The following is an 18,254-nucleotide window of genomic DNA, read 5'->3' as shown; positions in this document are numbered from 1 at the left end:
GATAGCTGCAGTTCTCGTGCTGCCATAGAGAGTGCAGAAGCTCTCTTTGGACGCCAGAAAGTAGACAGGGGTATCCTCGCCTTCCGACCAGAGAACTTACCCCGCCCTCTCCCAGAGGGAGAGGGAGCATGCGCAACCCGGTTTTCCCTAGCGGGCGCGGGCCTCGAGCCAGGACTTGGTGAAGATGTTCGCGTCCAGCGGGGCGAGCTGCACGTCCTCGTAGCGCACCACCATCTTCATCCCCGACTCGGCCTCCTCCTCGATGACTTCCTTGTAGTGGTAGACCTGCTGGCCACTCTCCGGATCCTTGATGCGCTGGTACGCCCGGATGGTGTCCGTGCGCAGCGTCTTCCCCGACGGCGCGTACCCGATCCGCTTCACCAGGTTGTTGTCCGGGTCCACCCAGATGCGCAGCAGCGGAAACGGCACCTCGGCGCCCGCCTTCGCCGTCAGGTACAGCTTGCGGTAGGACGTGCCGTTGAGCTTCTCCACGCCCTCGTCCTTCGCCGTGTAGTCCTCCGCCAGCCGCGAGCGATCGAAGTCCGACTCGCACGTGAAGGTACCCGCGATGTTCGCGCGCACCGTGGTCCGCTCCCACTGCCCCACCGTGGGGTTGTACTCCCACAGGTTGTTGCTGATGCGCAGGTACCCGCTTCCCGCCAGGTGCTTGGGCTTCGTCGTGAGGAACACCAGATCCCTCGTCTTGTCCCGCCGGTAGACGTTGATCTCGACGAGCCGGTCCTGCCCGTCCTTCCGAATCTCCCGGATGCGGACCACGCCCTTGTAGTCGCTCGTGAAGGACAGCCGCTTGTCGATGAGCTGCAAGAGCTCATCCCCGGACGGCGGCGCGTCCGCGAAGGCCGCCGCGGGCATCAGGGTGAGCAGGGCCAGCAGACACGACGGCAGGAACGCGCGAGAGGTCATCACAGGAACTCCATGGCGGAGCGGGGGGAAAGCGAGGCGGCCCGGGCCGCCGGGATGATGGAAGCCAGGACCGAGCCCACGGTGACGAGCACCACCGCCACCACGGCGTGCGGCAGCTCGGGCTGGAGCGGGAGCGTCCCGCTGAAGAAGAAGTTGGAGATCGCCTCGGGCAGTGGCACCGAGCCGCGCAACCCCACGCACAGCAGCGCGGACACCGCCGCTCCGCTCGCGGAGGCCAGCACGCCCAGCAGCAACCCCTCGAGCACGAACATGCCCACCACCGAGCTGCGGTGCATGCCCATGGCACGCAGGGTGCCAATCTCCCGGGTGCGCTCGCGCACCGACACGTTCAGCGACACGAACAGGCCCAGCACCACCACGGCGAAGACGATGACCCCCACCAGCACCGCGAGCGCCCCCAGTCCGTCCGTCACGAAGGACAGGAAGGAGGACTCGTCCTGCCACGTGCTGACGTCCACCCGCTGGCCCGCCCAGCCCTCGCGCAGCAGTGGCGCCATCTTGTCGCCATACGCCTCGTGCGACGCCGGCAGCACCGTGAAGCCCGAGGTGCGAAGGGTCTCGCGCACGGTCCCCGCCAGGGCGTCCACGTCCGTGTCCCCGGCACAGGTGAGCTGGAGCACGCTGGCGGACTCCGGCCTGTAGCCGTGCAGCTCGCGCAGGGTGGCGTTGGACACGAGGATGCCCGAGGACTCGCCCAGGAGGCCGACGGGCTCGGTGATGGCCGCCACCTCCACGTCGAGCGCGTTGTTCTTCCCGCCCACCAACTGCGTGTAGAGCGTGGTGACATCGCCCACCTTCACCTGGAGCTGCCGGGCCAGCGGCGCGGAGAGCGCCACCGTGTGCGTGCGCTCCAGTGCCGCCACGGAGCCTTCCCGTGTGGCCATGCGCTGGACGAGCTCGCGCTCATGTCCCGCGTCCAGGCCCACCAGGAAGGAGCGCACCCGGTGCCGGCCCGCCGCCACCGTGGCGTAGCCGCGTCCGCGCTCGCGCAGGCCGCAGCCGGCCGGGACGAGCGGCTCCACCACGCTCCGCACCCGGGGCGTATCCCCCAGTACCGGCGCGAGCGTGTCGGGGTGCACCTTGAAGTAGCCCCCCACGTTGACGTCCCCGCTCAGCAGCGTCCTCGCCGCCTCGCGCTGGGCCGCGGCCACGCCCGTCTTCAGGGACATCACCCCCACCAGCACCGCGCTCCCGCTGGCGATGACGAGGAAGAGCAACAGCGCCCGCTCGCGGTCCACGAAGAGGTTGCGCAGGGCGATTCGCAACAGGGAGAGCATGGCTAGTCCCCCCTCCGGCTCATCGCCACCACGGGTTCCACCGCGCTGCCGCGCCACGCGGGCACCAGCGAGGCCCAGGCCACCACCCACATCATGCCCACCACCACCAGGCCTCCGTGCCATGCCTTCAGCTGCGGGTACAGCACTGGCCCTCCGAGGAAGAACTGCAAGGACTCGTCACTCACGGAGATTCCCTGGCCCACGGCCGCCGACAGCAGGGCCGCGCCCGCCATCGCGCCCAGGAGGCTGCCCACTCCGCCGAGCAGCAGTCCCTCCAGCAACAGCGAGAGGAACACGTCCCGGCGCTGCATGCCGATGGCGCGCAGCGTCCCCACCTCCCCTACCCGCTCCTTGGCCAGCAGCAGCAACGTGCCCGTGGACAACAGCAGCACGAAACCCCCCAGCATCAACGCGAGCAGGAACAGCAGCACCTGCCCCATTCCCACCACGCCGCTGACGAAGCCGCCCGCCTCCTGCCAGCTCACGGTGGCCAGCGGCAGCTTCTTCTCGCCCGCGAGCTGCTGAATGCGCGCCGTCACCTCCTCGGGCACCGCGCCGGGCTTCAGCACGATGGCCGCCTGCAGCACGCTCCCGTCCTTCATCTCCTCGTCGGTGAAGGTGTCCGCCAGCACTTCCCGCTCCACGACGAGCTCGCCGCCCGAGGCCTTCACCGGCTCCGCGTCGACGATCGTCAGCGGACCCAACGGCTCGTCCGTGGCCGGAGCCCCGGCGTCCCCCATCCCGAGCTCGTCGATGAGCCGCCGGGCCTCCGCCAGCTCCGCGCGGGTGGGCCGGTTGGCCAACTGGCGCGCGGTGACGAGGTCCACGAGCGAGGTGGTGTTGACGCGGCTGCTGTCTCCGCCCAGCCCGCGGAAGCGGAAGGTGCCCCACACCTTCACCGGCACGTTGGAGCCGAGCTTCATCGGGTTGCGCAGGGAGAGCGTCTCCCCGGGCTGGATGCGGTACAGCGGCAGGTGGGGCGCCAGCTCGGCGTAGAAGAGCTTGTAGCGCGCGTCGAAGTTGCCGTCGTCCAGGGTGAGGAACTCCTTCAGCAGCGCCTCCAGCTCGCCCGGGTGTCCCAGCGCGCGAGCCAGCGCGGACTGGAGCGCCGCGCCCCGCTCCACGTCGAGCCGCGACAACAGGTCCGGCAGCTCCGCCTGGTTGCGATCCACCTGGGTGCGCAGGCCCTCGTCGTCCGCGAGCCTCGCGCCCCGCTCGAGCGCGCGGTGCAGCTCGTCGAGCCGGAAGGCGATGGGCAGCTTGAAGAACTGCTCGTAGGCCGCGTGCCCCAGCATCAGGCCCCGGCTGCCCGGCGGCGGCATCTGCCCCGAGAGCAGCTCGAAGCGCGGGAAGGCCCCGGCGAAGCGCGTCAGGTCCGTGCCCAGGTAGTCCAGGGACACCGACTCGCCCTCCCCGGCCAGCCGGGCCACGCGGTTCTCGATGAGCTCCAGGGCCGGCAGGGGCTCGGCGGCGAAGCGCTCCCAGAAGTCCGCGGAGACGATCCGCTCCAGCGCCTCCCGGTCCTCCTGGTACGCGGCCTCGGCGGCGAAGGCCTGCTCGCGATTGCCCTCGTCCCGCGCCACGCGCTCCAGCGTCCGCCGCAGATCCGCCACCCGGAGCGCCAGCCGCGCGTCACGCGCCTCGGAGGAGGGCTCGCGGAGCACGGCCCGCACCGCGGCCAGCTTCTCGTCCAGGTAGTTGCCCCGGAACACCGCGCCCATGCCCACCTCCAGGGGAACCACCTCCTGGATGCCCTCCACCGAGCGCAGGGCGGCCTCGGCGGCCGGGTAGTCCTCGAGCGGGGTGAGCTCCGCCTCGCCGCTGGGGCCCACCAACATCAGGGGCACCCCCGTCGAGCCCGAGTGGTACACCTGCAAGTCCCCGGTGCCACTCTCGATGAGGCTGCGGCGCGTGCCCTCGGAGATGCTCTCCACGAGCGCGAGCCCCGGCGTGAGCAGCACCGCCGCTCCCGCCGCCAGCAACCCGACCACCCAGCTCCGAGGACGAGCCAGGACGCTCTGCAACGTGAGCCGAACCAACGTCAAAGCCAACTCCTGATTCTCGATGTCCGACGGGACGTGAACCTACCCTGGTTACCCTGTCCCGAGCACGCGCAGCATCAGCTCCACCTGCTCGTCCGAGAGCTGCGACACGTCCGCCGGGTTCTTGCGCACCAGCTCCTGGAGATGGGCCGCCAGCCGGGAGACGCTCGGCTGGTCGAAGAGCACGCTCTCGCGCAGCCGCAGCCCCAGGCGCTCCTGGATGCGCGCCATGACGCGCGTGGCCTGGAGCGAGCTGCCCCCGAGCGAGAAGAAGTCGGAGTGCGTGCCCACCGCCTCCACGCCCAGCACCTCGCGGAAGGCCTCCACGAGCATCTCCTCCAGGGGCCCGGTGGGAACACCCTCGCCGAAGCTCTCCGCGGCGAGTGCCTCCGCATCCACCTGCCCATCGGGACGCCTGGGGAAGGCCGGCCTCGGGTGGAGCGCGGTGACACCTGGCTCGCCCTTCACCGGGAGTACGCCCGGGCTGGCGGCCTGGGTGAAGAAGACGTGGGCCTGCTCCAGGGGCTCACCCGCGCCCAGTCCGGCGGTACGCCACGCCGGAGCCGAGCCGTCCACGCCCACCAGCACGTGCGTCCGGCCGGACTCCAGGGCGAGCACGAGCGCGGCCAGCACCTGCTGGGGCTCCAACGTGCGGGAGCCCACGGGAGAGGCCCGCAGGGTGCGCGCCATGCCCGTGGCCTTCACGGGGCCGAGCGACACCGCCACCGCGCGCCGTCCCCGGGCCGCCAGGTGCTCCACGAAGCGGTCGATGAAGCCGGTGGCCGCGCAGTAGCTGGTGGCGTACCAGCCCACCGTCCCCATCACCGAGGAGGCGAAGAAGAGGAGGGCCTCGGGCCGCGGCTGGAAGGCCTCGGCGAGCGCCAGGGCACCCAGCACATGGGCCGCCGCGTGCTGGATGAACGTCTCCGGCGCCTCGGCCTCCAGGGGCACCGGCTCGAAGTTGCCGGCGAAGTGGAAGACGCCGTCGAAGGGACGGCCGTGGCGGGACTCGGCCTCGTCCAGCACCGCGCGCAGCCGGGCACTGTCGGTGACATCCACCTGCGCGTACGTGGCCCCGAGCTCCCGCTCCAAGGCCTCGGCGGCGGCGTCCCGGGCCCGGCGGCCCACCAGCACCAGCCGCGCGCCGAGCGAGTGCTTCAGGTGGCGCGCCCAGGCCTGGCCGATGCCACCGAGCGCGCCCGTCACCAGGTACAGCCCCTCGCGCCGGAGCCGCTGTGCCCCCTCGAGCCGCGAGGGCACCCAGGGCGTGAAGCCGCGCTCCCAGCGCTGGCCGTCGTGGAAGGACACCTCGCGCGCGGAGCGCAGGCCCTGGAGCTCTCCGGCCACGAACGCGGCGGCGTCCGGCGTCTCGGAGGGCACCCAGAGCAGGCGCACGGAGAGGTTGGGTGCATCCGCCTTCGCGGACCAGAGCAGACCCGGCACCAGGAGCGGCGCCGCATCGAAGGAGGAGCCCTCGGCGCGCGGCGCCACCACCCACAGCCGCACCGGCGTGGCCGCGGCCCTCGTGGTGAGGCCCTGCACCAGCCGCAGCAGGGGCGAGATGGAGCGCGCCAGCTCCGCGCTCCCCGCGCGGGACGCCTCCTCGCGGCCCATGACGTAGACGACGTCCTCGAAGCGCAGGCTCTGGGCCTCGAGCGTCTCGAGCGTGTGGAGCGGATTCGCATCCGGCGCCAGCGCCACCCACTCCACCGGGCGGGAGATGGTCTCCTTCAGGGCGGTGGCGAAACCGGAGGGCGAGAACAACAGCACGGTCTCGGAGAGCACGGAGACTCCGGCCGGCACCTGGGGACGCGGCACGAGGCGCGGCACGGCCAGACACCGGGGCAGCGTCGCGGGCCCACCGAGGACGCGCTCGGCCTCCCGGCGCTCGTCGGCCAGCTCCCCGGACTCGAAGCGGCGGCGCATCTCGGTACGCCCGCGCTTGCCCAGCTCCGTCTTGGGCACCTGGTGCGTCTTCACCGGGACCAGGTAGCTCACCTGGATGCCGAGCGTCCGCGCCACGGCCTCGCGGATGGAGCGCAGCAGCTCGCCGAGCGGCGGCGCCCCGGGCGCGGGCACGAAGAAGACGATGACCTCGTCCGTCTGCAGCCCGCCCACGCGCGTGGGGCACGCGACCGCGTACGACGGCAGCACTCCCGGCACCAGCTCCACCACCGCCTCGATTTCATGCGGGTAGACGTTGTTGCCGTTGACGATGAGCAGCTCCTTCTGGCGCCCGGCGATGGCCATGTGGCCGTCGTGGACGACCGCGAGGTCACCCGTGCGGAACCACCCGTCCTGGGTGAAGGACTTCGCGTTGAGCTCGGGGTCGGCGAGGTAGCCGGCCAGCACGGCGGCCCCGCGCACCTGGAGGTGGCCCACCGTGCCCTCGGGCACCACCGCGTCCTGGTCATCGACGATGCGCAGCGCTCCGCCCGAGAGCGCCGGGCCCAGGTCCACGTGCGGCTCGCCCGCGTGGGTGTGGATGCCGCGCACGGAGGTGAACATCGACGCCGTCTCCGCCATGCCCCACATGGGACAGATGGCGTCCTCGCGCAGCCCGTCCTGGACGAGCGGGGAGACGAAGCGCTGCATGGTCTCGGCGACGAGGGGCTCACCGGCGCAGCCCAGCACGCGCACGCACTTCAGGTCCCACGCGCGGCGCTCGCCCCTGGCGAGCCGGTCCGCCAGGAGGCCGAAGGCGAAGTTGGGCGCCCAGCTCACGGTGGCGCGGAACTCGGAGTGCAGGTCCATCCAGCGCAGGATGTCGGTGAGGACGTAGTCGCGCGCGACGAGGATCTGCGGGGTGCCCGTGCACAGGGCCGTCATGTGGATGTAATTGACGCCGGCGACATGGTCGAGCGGCATCCAGCCCAGGCCGATGTCACCCTCCTCGTACCAGCCACCCGCGGTCATGGAGCCGTACATGGCCACCATGTTGTCCTGCGAGAGGACGATGCCCTTGGGCTTGCCGGTGCTGCCGGAGGTGAAGGACAGGATGGCGGGGTCCGAGGGCGAGAGCGGCACCACCTCGCCGGGGGTGGAGCGGTCCACGTCCCGCGCCGCGATGGCCCGCACGCCCATGGCCCTCAGCGCGGAAGCGCCCTCGGTGCCGGCGAGCACGACCGGTCCACCCAGCCGCTCCACCACCGAGAGGACCCGGGCCACGCCGGCGTGGGAGCGCTCGAACGAGGGCGGCACGGCCATGGGCGCCGGCACCACGCCACCGAAGGTGCAGGCCCAGAAGGCCCGGACGTAGTCCCCGGGCCGCTCCAGCAGGAGCATGACACGGTCCCCCCGCTTCACCCCGAGCGCGGTGAGCCCGCCCAGCATGCGCAGGGCCTCGTCCCAGAGCTCGGCGTAGCGCAGCGTCTCGCGCTGGCCCTCCGGGTCGATGAAGGTGATGGTGCGATCGGCGTACTGCTCGGCGGCGCGGCGCAGCACGTCGGTGAGCACCGCCGGGTTGCCGGGAGGATGGCGCCGCGGGCCGCCTTCGACGAGGGACGGCCGCCCCGAGCCCTGGCCCGCCGCCGCGGAGGCATCGCTGGCCGTGGACTCGGCCGCCGCGCCGGTGCGGGGACGAAGGGACGCGGGGAGCAGCTCGTCGATGGGCTCGAAGACTTCCGGTGCCCGCCGGGGACCGGCCAGGGCCACGGCCTCGAGACCGGCCTCACGGAAGCGGGACTCCACCTGACGCAGCACGGCGGGCGTGACGGGCTTCAGGCGGGAGAGCGCCTCGTGGTCGGGCGCTCCCGACGCCAGCAGGGGGATGGCATCGAGGAACGTGACGGGAGGAGCCTCCTCGCCCAGCCGCTCGCGCAAGAACGAGGACAACGCATCCGCCTTCGCTCCACGCTGGGGAACCACCCAGGCCACCGCGTCGCGGCCCTCGCCCACCACGCAGACGTCCTGGACCCGGGAGTCGCCGAGAAGAATCCGCTCGACCTCACCTGCCATCATCGCTCGTGGAGTCATGGGCGCATGGTAACGCAGAATCCCGCGAGCCTGTCATCCCCGGGAAACCGGGGAGGTTGCTCCAGAAGGGGTAAAGGCGCGAAGCTGGAGTCCCCCCCCTCCATCCCGAGGAAACGATGTCGGCACCCCCGAGCGCCACGCCCCCCTCCCTGGCGCAGTCTCTGCACTTCTGGGCGCGCAACGCGTCCAACGAGTCCGCGCTGCTGCGGACGTCCCTGGGCCTGGGCCTCTTCGACGCACTGCCCGTGCGGGGAGAAGGCACGCCGGTGAAGGTGGACGCACTCGCCGGAAAGGTGGGGGCGTCGGTGCGGGGAGTGCGGTCGCTGGTGGAGCTGCTGGTGTGCCTGGAGCTGGTCCACATGGACGAGGCGCGAGGCCTCTCGGTGACGAAGCCGGTGGCCACCTTCCTGAAGGACGCGGCGTTCCGGGAGCGGCTGCGCGAGGCGGCGCGCTGGTGGGGGCCCATCGGCCAGCTGGAGGAGGCGGTGAAGACGGGAGAGCCCGTCACCTGCGAGGGCCAGCGCTGGGACGTGCTGGAGCACTACCGGCAGCTCTTCCTGGAGCCGGTGCCCGCGCCCTCGCCCGAGGCGGAGGACTTCTTCGACCGTTTCGCGCGCAGTGCGGCGCGCACATGGCTGCTGGTGACGGCGGGCCGGCTGGGGCTGCTCGAGCAGCTCGCCACGGGTGAGAAGGACGAGGCGGCGCTGCGGGCGGCCACGGGGGCCAGCGAGCGGGGCCTGCGGCGGGTGCTGGAGGTGTTGGCGCACCTGGGCCTCACGCGGACCGAGGGCACCACGAGCGGCCTCACGGACGAGGCCCGGCAGGTGCTCGACGGCAAGGCGCTGCCGTATCTGCTGCGCTCCTTCTCCGTGTCCGCGCAGTACTGGGAGGCGCTGGAGCGGCTCGAGGAGACGGTGCGGCACGAGCGCTTCATCCTGGACCTGAAGGACGCCGAGGTGAGCCGGCGCTTCTACGCGGACAACTCGAATCAGATCACCGCGGTGTTCGCCTCGCACTTCCAGCTCAGCCGACGAGCGGCGGCGACGCTGGCGCAGGTGCGTCCGCTGGCGGGGGCGTCGGTGCTGGACATCGGCACGGGCTCGGGGGTGTGGGGCGTGGCGTTCGCGCGGACGGAGCCCACGGCGCACGTCACCTACTTCGACCAGGAGGTGGTGCTGCAGCAGGCGCGGCGCAACGTGGAGCAGCTCGAGGCGCTGGGGCAGGCACGCTTCTGGCCGGGCAACCTCTTCACGCAGGACTTCGGCGAGGCGGCGTACGACTTCATCATCCTGCCGCAGGTGCTCAACGTGCTGCGGCCCGAGTCCCTGCCGGACATGTTCCGCCGGGTGGCGCGCGCGCTGAAGCCGGAAGGCATCCTGGTCATCGCCGAGTACGTGCTCCACGAGCGGCGGGACGGTCCGCTGGATCACCTCTACTTCGGGCTGAGGCGATTCCTCACCAACGAGGGGGATCTGCTGTCCCACTCGGAGTACGCCGCGCTGCTGGCGGACGTGGGACTCACCTCGACGGTGTGCCTGCCGCTGCCGACACAGGAGCTCGTCCTCGCGGCGCGGCCCGGGGTGACGCTGCCCACGCAGCTCGCGCCTCCTCCGCGCGCCGCCGCCTGAGCGGCCGTTCGTGCCGCGGAACATGACCAGGCGAGCCTGGGCCCTGGCACACGGGTGGGTGGCGCCGCTGCTGGGCGCCGTCCTGCTCAACACGGGGTGCGCCACGGTGGCGCCACACTCCGGCGCCTCGTGCCAGGTGGCCCCTCTCGGGATGGCAGCTCCCACCTGCGGAGACAGGGCCGGGCCCCCGGACGGGCCCGACATCTCCTCTGGTGACGAAGAGGCGCTCCTCGCCCCCTTCCTCGCATGCCGCTCGCCCGCCGAGTTCATCGCGTTGCAGCAGCGCGTGGACATGCCCCGGCTGATGGAGGCCCTGGACGACTGGAGCGCGGTGCGGCTGGGTGCCCTGGGGCCCGTGAGTGAAGACGCCGCGCACCTCCTCCAGCGCAAACGCGCCGCCTTCCTCGTCAGCACCACCGAGCACCTCGGCCTCTTCCATGCAGAGGTGTTCGCCCTCTTCGTGTTGCATTCCGCCTACGACGACGAAGTGGACGAGGTGCTGCGGCTGCTGGCCCGGGACAAGCAGTTGGGGCAGACGCTGGCGCTCATGCCCTCGGTGCGCGAGGAGTTGGAGGCACGGGGCCTGCCGCTCTCGCGCTACCAGGAACGGGCCGAGCAGTCCGGAGACGTGCTGAGAGGCCTGGGCCGCGCCGCCAGGGACGTGCTCTCCAGCAGCCCGGCGAGCGACGGCGCCCGGTACACGGAATTGTCCGCACGGAGGGCACGGTTGCCGCCCCCGTACCAACAGGCCTCATATGAGGTGGAGCGGGCGCTGGCGCTGCGGCACTTCTCCGCGGGCAGCGTGGCGGTGGGCACCTTCGACGCGATGACGTTTGGCGTGCCGCTGGGCTTCTACTACCTGGCGGCCGGCACGGGCCATGGAGCGTATTCGCTCTCGCAAGGGCAATACGAACAGGCCACGCGCGAGCTGGCGCCCGCGGTACTGCTGGGGGCGCTGTACGCCGGAGGCAAGGGCCTGCGCGTCCTGTCCGAAGCCCGAGGCACCGGGCTCCTGGAGCGGCGCATGACGGCCCTCCAGGAGCTGGCGCGGCAGTGGGAGACGAGACTGGGCGTGGACGGCCTGCGGGTGCTGGCCCGGAACATCCGCGCCCACAGGGAGGCGGGCCGCTTCGTGGCCGTGGGAGGAGCGGACGCCGCGCTGGCGCTGAACGAGACCCGGGGCGATGTGGCCAGGGCACAGGCGCTGATGTCCAGGGCCAGGCCCGGGGCCACGGGCTCCCCAGCGGTGAAGACCGGAGCGGGCACGAGCCCGATGCCGTCGGGCCCGGGAAGCCTGGCCTCGCTGGTGGATGACGGAGCCGGCCTCACCCGCGAGGTGGTGGAGGCAAAACTGGCGCTGGTGGAGCGCGAGGCCACGGGCCCGCGTCTGCCCAGGGATGTGGCGGTGCTGGAGAAGCAACGTCCCTCAGTGGACGCGCCTCCGCCTGGGGCCAAGGACAACCCGCGTTGGTCCGAGTACGTCGCCTACTACGCGGAGCGCCTGGGGGAGCTCGAGAAGGGCATGGCGGTCGAAGGACCCCTGCGCTGGGCGCCCTACGAACAGCTGCGGGGGTGGTTCGCCCGGGGGCTGACCTTCGAGCGCCTCATGGTGGAGGCACTACGGGCCGACGCGAAACTGCCTCGGGCACAGCGCCGATTCCTCGGGGCATTCAACAACCCCCGCATCGAAAAATATGTGGGCGTGAGGAAGCCCGACACCGGCCTGCGCTATGCGGATGTACTCATCATCGAAGAGGGTGGGCTCGCGGGAGGTCCACCTCGCGTCGAGACGTTCAGCTTCAAGAGCCGTGATCTGTCGCAACTGGAAGGCAAGGCTCTGCAAGCACAGTTGCTCGAGGACGCAAGGGAAGCTCTGCGCAAATATGGTGGGACACTGGACATCCGCCGAAGCTCCCTCCAACCCCTTTTCAGCGAGGGCAGCGAAGTGCCCGTCCAGCGGGTGCGCCTCATCTACGAAAGTGGAGCCCTCCTGCCCAAGGGTGCTAACGCGCTGCGAGAAGCCGCGAATGTAGCCAAGAACAAGGTTCCGGGAGTGGAGGTACTGTTCCAATGAAAGTGCTGAGCGTGCACGATTTGAAGCCGGAGGACAGCCTTCGACTCGATTTCGATGAGGGTGCCTTCGATTCACAGGCTGCATGGGAAAGTGAGCTGGAGCCCTTTCTCCGGACGCTCGAGGCGTACGCCAACGGATGGATGCCGGATGTCGTGCAAGGCAAGCGGCGCCGCAAGTACACTCGCTCTTCTTTCTGGAAGGCGGAAGAAGAGGAGCGCAACGGAACTGGCGCGTCCCTTGGGCTCTACCGGACGAAGTGGCCCGCGTTGGACATGACTCTCCGGCTCCCGTTCCCGCCTTCTCCACCCGAACTGGGCGTTTCGATCAGCGTACAACCGCTCTCCTTGTTCGCGGACGCGAAGCGCTGTCTCGATTTCGTGGAGATGGTGCGAGCCTGGGCCTCCCACTACCCCGTCACGCATGCAGCTGCCCACAGTCTCGCTGACTTGGGATTGGCCGACTCCCCCCTCTTCGGCCGCGACATGCAGACCTCCATCCGGGACGGGTTCGACAAGCTCTACGAGCTCTTCTGGCTCAACGTCTTCGGCCCGAAGCTGGTGGAGGCCGTGGGCCGCGAGCGCATGCTGTCCACGCCAGCCTGGCGGGTGGAGGAGCTCCCCAACGGTTGCGTCCTCCTGGTGACGTGGCCCACCGCCGCGGACTTCGCCAGCGACGAGGCCCGCCTCGCCCAGGCCCGTGCGTACTGCCACCTCCGGCCCGACCTCGACTTCGCCACCGTGCTGCGCACCCTGCGCGAGCGCAGTGCCACACTCGCGCCCGTGGAGCCCCGCTTCCACCCGGACGTGGCCCCGCTCCTCTCGCGCGTGGTGGACGACGTGGCCATCCACGAGCGCCAGCGCAAAATCGCCGAGCTCAACGCCTTCGAGCCACCCGAGCCCGAGGAGTGGCGCCCCGCCGACGCCGCCCTGCCTCCGGACGTCGCGGACCCCCAACGCGAGCTCGAGCACTACAGCTACCTCGCCGAGCTCCTCGTGGCGCTGCTGCACACGAAGGTGCCCTCCGTCTTCAAGGCCACGCCCGAGTCCCTCACCGACGTGGACTACCAGTTCTGGCACGAGAGCTTCCCGCGGGTCTTCGAGCGGGAGCACATCGACGCACATGCGGTACCCGCGATCGGTGCGTACCTGGGCCAGATCCTGATCCGCCACCTGGGTGGCCGGTGGATACCGCGCCAGAGGCTCGAGGAGACCCAGGTGCTCGTGGGCGGGCGCGTCTGGTTCCCCTTCGCCCGGGCCTGGCGCTACATGCGCTCCTGCCAGTCCCTGCTGGACGCCTCGCTCACCCAGCTCTACCGCGTGGCCGAGCGGCACCGGGGCTGATCCCCTCCCCTTCACCCTTCGTACGGGTTTGTCCGGGCGCTCGCTTGCCCACCGGACGGCGCTCGGTTTAAGCTGGGATTACAATTTTTTCGTCCCTCCGGAAGGTCTCATGGTCCCTGCGACACTGATCAGCCCCCCTCCCACGAGCGATGTTCCAAGGCCGCCCGTGAGTGAGCGCGCCGGCTCGGTGGCGATGCGGCTGAAGACGAAGTACGCCCGGGAAGTGGCGCCGATGAACAACCACTCCCACTCGACGGCCGAGGGGATCGGGCACATGGCGTTCCACATCGGGCTCGGGGTGGGCGCGGCGTTCGCGGCGCAGGCGCTCCTGGAGTCCAGTCCCGTGGTGGGCTGGCTGCTCTACCCCCTGGTGGCCTTCTGGATCGCCACCCGGTTCCGCGCGCTCGGCAACATGCTGCACGAGGCCAGTCACGGCATGTTCGTGCGGGGCAAGAAGATGAACCGCATCTTCGGGCACGTGCTGGCCATCATCGACATGACGGCGCTGGAGCCGTACACGCGCGAGCACTTCTCGCACCACCAGCACCTGGGCCACCCGGAGAAGGATCTGGACTTCCTGAGCCGCCGCAAGCTCGGGTTCGCCGAGCCCACGGACGACTTCGCGCGGCGCCATCTGCTGCGGCCGCTGCTGCTCGGCCACCTGACCACCTTCGTGCGCCCGGTGCTGTGGAGCGGCACGGATCCGTGGCTGGTGACGCTGGGCCGGTGGGCCTTCTACGGCGGGCTGCTCGCGCTGGCGCAGTGGGGGCTGGGCTGGAAGGCCTTCCTGCTCTTCTACCTGGTGCCCTACTTCGTGGCCTACCAGGTGGTCCGCTACTGGTCGGACGCGGTGGACCACGCCGGCATCATCGGCGAGCAGGACGAGTTCTACCGCACGCGCAATCACATCTTCCGCTGGGGCCTGCTCAACCGGATCATCTTCCCGCGCAACGACCAGTTCCACCTGGTGCACCACCTCTTCCCGGCGGTGCCCACCACGCGTCAGCCCCACGTGCACGAGATCCTCATGAAGGATCCGGAGTACTCGGACCGCCCGCACGCCTTCACCGCGCTGCTGTAAACAGCGCTCAGCCGCGGGTGACGCGCTCGAGCGTCTCCAGGGCCTCCGGGAAGAGCTCCGGAGCGATGCCCAGGCCCAGGCGGAAGCCATGGCCCCGCTCCAGCGGGTGGGAGCCCGAGGGCTCGCCGTACTCCATGGCACTGAGCGGCAGGACGAACACCCCGGCCGCCCCGAGCGCCTGGAGCTTCGCCTCGAACTCCCGGGTGCTGGCCACGCCGCGCACGCCGATGCTGGTGACGAGGCCTCCGGCCGGCGCCACGCCGTAGACGCCCTGGGAGCGCTCCAGGAAGGCGGCCAGGGTGCGCCGGTTTCGCCGCCAGTCCTCACGCGCCTCGGTGAGGGCGGGGCTGCGGAGCTCCTTGAGCACCTCGTGGGAGATCCACTCGGCCACCGGGTTCACGGTGTGCGTGGTGTAGTTCTTCTCGTTCTGCATGCGCGCCAGCATGGCCGTGTCGCCCACGCACCAGCCGATGCGCAGGCCCGGACAGCCCAGACACTTGATGAAGGAGCCGGTGACGAAGGAGCGCATGCCCGGGCGGTACACCGTGGCGCCCAGGGTCTCGGATTCGGAGGAGAGGAAACGGTAGTGCTCGTCACCGACGAGCGTGGCGCCGGACTTCTCCACCCACCGGGAGACGCGCTCCAACGATTCCGGGGAGAGCACCAGCCCGCTGGGGTTGTGCGGGTTGTTGATGACGACGACGTCCGGGCGCTCGCTCTCGAGCCGGGCGAGCCACTCGCCGGTGTCGACGGAGGGCACGCCGCGCGAGTCCCAGCGCACGGGGAGCCGGACGATCTCCGCGCCCTGCTGCATGGGCAGCTCGTAGAGGAGCTGGAAGGCGGGCCAGGCGAGGGCCACCTTGCGCGGGCGGAGCTGCCGGAAGAGGAGGAACAGGGCCTCGCTGGTGCCGGTGGTGATGAGGACGTTGTCGCGCGTGGCACCGGGGTGCATGGCGGCCACGAGCTCCCTCAAGTCGGCGCGGCCCCAGTTGGGGCTGTCGCGCAGCAGGGTGGAGAGGAACGTGTCCATGGCCTGCTGGGGGCCGACGCCGGAGCCGGTGAGCAGCTCCCCCACCGTGCGGGGCCTGCCACCGGACTCGCCGAGGTTGTAGCGCGCGGTGAAGCGCGAGCCCTCGAGGTAGTCCTCCATGAAGAACGAGCGAAGTAGCTCCATGTCTGTCCTCAGGGGGAGGGCCACGGTACGTCCCCGCGCGAGGCGACGACGACCTGCTGGATGGGCATCTCGAAGCCACGGGAGGAGGTGAGGCCCACGGGCTCGAGCAGCCGGCGGAAGTCGGGCATGGACAGCACATCGCCCTCGTTGGACACGTAGCGGCGCAGCGCGAAGTAGAGCGCGTCCAGGGGCCCATCGCGCCGGTCCGTCAGCAGGTAGCCGGAGACGAGGAGCAACCCCTGGGGACGCAGCGCGCGGGCGAGCTGCCCGAAGAGGCGCGGCAGCTCCTCGGGAGGCAGCGCGGGGATGACCTGGGGCAGGAGGATGACGTCGTACTGGGACTCGCCGTAGTCCACGGAGAGGCAGTCTCCGGCCCAGTAACGCGCGCGTCCTTCCAGCTTGAGCTTCGCGATGTTGGGCTTCACCTGCGCCAGGACGTGCTCGGAGTCCAGGTAGGTGACGTGCACGGAGGGGTCCGCCAGTCCGAAGGCGGCGCCCCAGACGCCCGAGCCGGTGCCCACGTCGAGCACCCGCGCGTCCTTCAGCGGGCGCATGCTGGCGACGAGCTCCGCGGCCTTGCGGCCCAGCTTGAGGTGGGAGACGAAGATGCCGGTGATACGCGAGGCGTTCTGCTGGTAGATGCGCTTCGCCGTCTCCGGGTCCCGCAGGTCCAGGCGGAACGTGCGTTGGGTGACGGCCTCGTCCAGGTGGGCGAAGGCCTCCCAATAGTCCATGGTGGCCGGCAGCGCGCGCTGGAAGTACGGCAGGCTGGTGGCATCCAGGGAGCGGCCGGCCAGCTCGGAGAAGCCGAAGGCATCCCCCTCCTGCCGGACGAGCCCCATGGACGCGAGCACCCCGAGCAGCACCCGCAGGGCCTCGGGCTGGGTGCCGGTGGCTTTCGCCAGCTCCGCGAGCAGCCGGGGGCCGGACACCATCGCCTCCAGCAGACCCACCGTGCCGCTCGTCACGAGCGCCTGGGTGCGCAGGAAGTTGCGGACGGCCCGGTCCTCGTAGTCCGCGGCGGTGGGACTCGGCGCGGGTGCGCGGGGCGCGAGGAACTCCTGGCGGTACCACCCGAGCAGATCTCTCGAGCCGCCCCGCCACTCCACCGGAGCGCCCGTGCGAAGCGCCTCGGGCAGCTTCGCGGACACGAGCCACCCGTCCAGCGCCTCGCGCATCCGGGCGGCGAAGCCCTCGTGACGCAGGAAGTCACTGGATGCTGGGAGCGAGTAGCCCCGTCCCTCCTCCAGCCGGACGAAGCCGAGCCCGACGAGCGGCTCGATGACGGAGCGCGTGCCCCGCTCGGTGCCGCCGATGCGTTGGGCGAGCGACTCCAGGGAGATGGGCGCGGAGGCACCCTCGTCCGGGAGGTGCGCGAACATCCCGAGCGCGAAGGCGCCCAGGAGCGCCGCGGACTCGTTGCTCGCGTCACGGGCCCAGAAGTTGAGTTGTTGGACGAACGCGGTCTGGGAGAGCGCGGGGGTGGACTCGGCCACGGTGGGTGCCTCGGGTCGCCTGGGGGGAACTCAAGTATGGAACAACGGGTCACGGCTTTGCATCTGGGCCCCTCGATTCGTGTCAGCTTCGGGCCAGGCGCTTCCACGCTGCGGCGAGGGCCTCGGCGGCGGCCATTACGTCCTCGTGCGTCGTCGTCCGGCCCAGGGACAGACGCACCGAGCCGAGCGCCGCCGAGGGCTCCACGCCCATGGCGGTGATGATGGACGAGGCGGACTCCTCGCCCGCGTGGCACGCCGAGCCCGTGGACGCGGCCACCTCGGGAGCCGCCGCCAGCAGGGCGGTGCCTCTCACCGCGGGGAAGCGGACGTTCAGCGTGTTGGGCAGCCGCTCCACCGGATGGCCGTTGAGCGCCAGCCCCGGGACGCGCGCCCGCAGCCGCTCCCACAGCTCCTCGCGCAATCCCCTCACCCGCGCCGCCTCCGTCTCCACCGTGCGGAGCGCCACCTCACAGGCCACGCCGAGCCCCACGATGGAGGCGACGTTCTCCGTGCCCGGACGCAGGCCGCGCTCGTGCCCGGCGCCGAGCAACACCGGACGCACCGGCGTGCCCTTGCGCACGTACAGCGCCCCCACGCCCTTGGGCGCGCCGAACTTGTGGCCCACCACCGTGAGCAGGTCCACGCCGAGCCCCTCGACGGACACGGGCAGCTTTCCCACGGACTGCGCCGCGTCGGTGTGCAGCAGAACACCCCGCGCCCGGGCCTCGCGCGCCACCTCGGCGATGGGCTGCAACACCCCCGTCTCGTTGTTGGCGTGCATGAGCGTGACGAGCGCCGTGTCACTCCGCAGCGCGGCCACCACCTCGGAGACTCGGACGCGGCCCTCGCCGTCCACCGGGAGCCACGTCACCTGCCCGCCCTGCTTCTCCCATTGGCGGCTCGGCTCGACGGTGGCCGGGTGCTCGGTCACGCACGTCACCACGTGCCGCTTCTCCGGCAGCGCCGCCAGCACGCCGCGGATGGCGAGGTTGTTGGCCTCGGTGCCATGCGCGACGAAGAAGATCTCCTCCGCCGCCGCGCCGAGCAGCCCCGCCACCCGGGCCCGCGCCTCGTCGACGGCCGCCTTGGCCTTGCGTCCGTAGACGTGCGCGCTCGACGGGTTGCCGAAGTGCTCGCGCAGGTACGGCACCATCGCGTCCACCACCTCGGGCAGCAGCGGCGCGGTGGCGTTGTGATCCAGGTAGATGGGGTGTTCGTTCAT

At 71.0% G+C, this 18,254-nt stretch carries 11 protein-coding genes; 4 read left to right on the top strand and 7 right to left on the bottom strand.

Annotated elements, in window-relative coordinates; all coding sequences use genetic code 11:
- Positions 1 to 147 precede the first annotated feature (147 nt).
- The 4 genes from Q664_RS13870 to Q664_RS13855 are packed head-to-tail and all read right to left on the bottom strand — an operon-like array spanning position 148 to position 8,239.
- Entirely contained in the window at positions 148 to 924 is a 777-nt protein-coding gene (locus Q664_RS13870; protein ID WP_152622085.1) for an outer membrane lipoprotein-sorting protein, read from the bottom strand.
- Positions 924 to 2,222, bottom strand: coding sequence for an ABC transporter permease (locus tag Q664_RS13865; protein WP_043394487.1), 1,299 nt, complete (start codon positions 2,220 to 2,222; stop codon positions 924 to 926). Before Q664_RS13865 ends, Q664_RS13870 begins: the two co-directional genes overlap by 1 nt.
- 2 nt (positions 2,223 to 2,224) lie before the next feature.
- Positions 2,225 to 4,267 (bottom strand): FtsX-like permease family protein, encoded by a 2,043-nt coding sequence (locus Q664_RS13860; protein ID WP_235216689.1) that lies wholly within the window; start codon positions 4,265 to 4,267, stop codon positions 2,225 to 2,227.
- A 48-nt stretch (positions 4,268 to 4,315) separates the two neighbouring features.
- The gene (locus tag Q664_RS13855; protein WP_235216688.1) at positions 4,316 to 8,239 is read right to left on the bottom strand and encodes an SDR family NAD(P)-dependent oxidoreductase; all 3,924 of its coding nucleotides are present in this window, start codon (positions 8,237 to 8,239) and stop codon (positions 4,316 to 4,318) included.
- Between the two features lie 116 nt (positions 8,240 to 8,355).
- Here Q664_RS13855 and Q664_RS13850 point away from each other — a divergent pair, with 116 nt between their 5' ends.
- The 4 genes from Q664_RS13850 to Q664_RS13835 all read left to right on the top strand — a co-directional run bounded on the left by Q664_RS13850 (position 8,356) and on the right by Q664_RS13835 (position 14,362).
- The gene (locus Q664_RS13850) at positions 8,356 to 9,867 is read left to right on the top strand and encodes a class I SAM-dependent methyltransferase (RefSeq protein WP_043394483.1); all 1,512 of its coding nucleotides are present in this window, start codon (positions 8,356 to 8,358) and stop codon (positions 9,865 to 9,867) included.
- Positions 9,868 to 9,889: 22 nt separating this feature from the next.
- A complete protein-coding gene (locus tag Q664_RS13845; protein WP_052518066.1) occupies positions 9,890 to 11,941 on the top strand; it encodes a hypothetical protein in 2,052 nt (683 codons plus the stop codon).
- Positions 11,938 to 13,281, top strand: a complete 1,344-nt coding sequence (locus Q664_RS13840) for a hypothetical protein (protein ID WP_043394481.1) — start codon at positions 11,938 to 11,940, stop codon at positions 13,279 to 13,281. Before Q664_RS13845 ends, Q664_RS13840 begins: the two co-directional genes overlap by 4 nt.
- Positions 13,282 to 13,447: 166 nt before the next feature.
- Complete coding sequence (locus Q664_RS13835) at positions 13,448 to 14,362, top strand: fatty acid desaturase family protein (RefSeq protein WP_052518065.1); 915 nt, start codon at positions 13,448 to 13,450, stop codon at positions 14,360 to 14,362.
- 7 nt (positions 14,363 to 14,369) lie between these two features.
- On the opposite strand, the gene Q664_RS13830 is transcribed toward Q664_RS13835, so the two are convergent.
- The 3 genes from Q664_RS13830 to Q664_RS13820 form a co-directional block, all read right to left on the bottom strand.
- On the bottom strand, positions 14,370 to 15,536 hold the full coding sequence (locus Q664_RS13830) for a pyridoxal phosphate-dependent aminotransferase (protein WP_043394479.1): 1,167 nt from the start codon (positions 15,534 to 15,536) through the stop codon (positions 14,370 to 14,372).
- 8 nt (positions 15,537 to 15,544) lie between these two features.
- A complete protein-coding gene (locus tag Q664_RS13825) occupies positions 15,545 to 17,032 on the bottom strand; it encodes a class I SAM-dependent methyltransferase (RefSeq protein WP_043394477.1) in 1,488 nt (495 codons plus the stop codon).
- Positions 17,033 to 17,114: 82 nt separating this feature from the next.
- Positions 17,115 to 18,254 (bottom strand): cysteine desulfurase family protein, encoded by a 1,140-nt coding sequence (locus tag Q664_RS13820; protein WP_043394475.1) that lies wholly within the window; start codon positions 18,252 to 18,254, stop codon positions 17,115 to 17,117.

Source organism: Archangium violaceum Cb vi76, assembly GCF_000733295.1.
GTDB lineage: Bacteria > Myxococcota > Myxococcia > Myxococcales > Myxococcaceae > Archangium > Archangium violaceum.
This window is presented reverse-complemented; position numbering and strand designations above follow the sequence as displayed.